The organism is Tistrella bauzanensis, from assembly GCF_014636235.1.
Taxonomy (GTDB): domain Bacteria; phylum Pseudomonadota; class Alphaproteobacteria; order Tistrellales; family Tistrellaceae; genus Tistrella; species Tistrella bauzanensis.
Map to the genome: position 1 here is coordinate 1 of NZ_BMDZ01000198.1, position 891 is coordinate 891.

An 891-nucleotide genomic window follows, 5' to 3' on the forward strand; every position below is an offset into this window, starting at 1 on the left:
CCCTCCCAAGCCAAAAAGGTCGACAACGAGAGATTCAGACTTTTTCCGCCCTGTCACGCACAGTTTCACCCGATTGCCCTGCCTCACCCCCCGGCATCTGGCGCGGGTCTTGCGGCTTCAGCGTATGCTGTCCCTGGCTCGCAACGCCCATGCCGCCGATATCCTCGGGCTGGCCGACCTCGCCGCCGCCGCCGGCTATGCCGACCAGCCGCATATGACCCGCGATTGCCGCCGTCTGGCCGGCCTGCCGCCGGCGCGGCTGCTGGCCGAACTGGGTATCATCCTGCCTGTCCGAAAGCTTCAAGACCATGGCGGCCCGCATGGGGCATCCTGACCGCTCCCCCATCGGATGAAAGGACATCCCATGCCCGCCAGCCCCGCCGATCCTGCCAGCCCCGGCTCTGCGCATCTCGGCTATGTCATCCGCCATGTCGCCGATGTCGAGCGCAGCCGCCGGTTCTATGAAACCGCCTTCGACCTGACCACCCGCCTCGTCCACGACAGCGGCAGCTATATCGAGATGGAGACCGGCGCCACCGTGCTGGCCTTCGCCACCCCCGACCTGATCCGCGAGTTGGGCGTTGATCCCGGCGCGGCCGGCACGGCGCCGCCGATCGGCACCGAGCTTGCCTTCGTGGTCGCCGACGAGGCGGTGGCGGTCACCGTCGACCGCGCGATCGCCGCCGGCGCCCATCTGCTGACCGCCCCCACCCGCCAGCCCTGGGGCCAGCTTGTCGCCTTCCTCCGCGATCCCGACGGCCTGCTGCTGGAGGTGTGCGGCCCCGTGCCGGGCTGATCGGGGCGGTGTGGGGCAGGGGAATCGGGTGAAAATTTTAAGCTGCGATGATGCTTGCGAGGAAGTCGTCGTCCCAAGCGGCGACCTTGCGTCGG

At 68.6% G+C, this 891-nt stretch carries 2 protein-coding genes; both read left to right on the forward strand.

The window, feature by feature from the left end:
- On the forward strand, positions 1 to 334 hold a 334-nt coding region (locus tag IEW15_RS25560), incomplete at its 5' end, for a helix-turn-helix domain-containing protein (protein WP_188583371.1).
- A gap of 30 nt (positions 335 to 364) precedes the next feature.
- Entirely contained in the window at positions 365 to 796 is a 432-nt protein-coding gene (locus IEW15_RS25565) for a VOC family protein (RefSeq protein WP_188583373.1), read from the forward strand.
- The last annotated feature ends 95 nt before the right edge of the window (positions 797 to 891 follow it).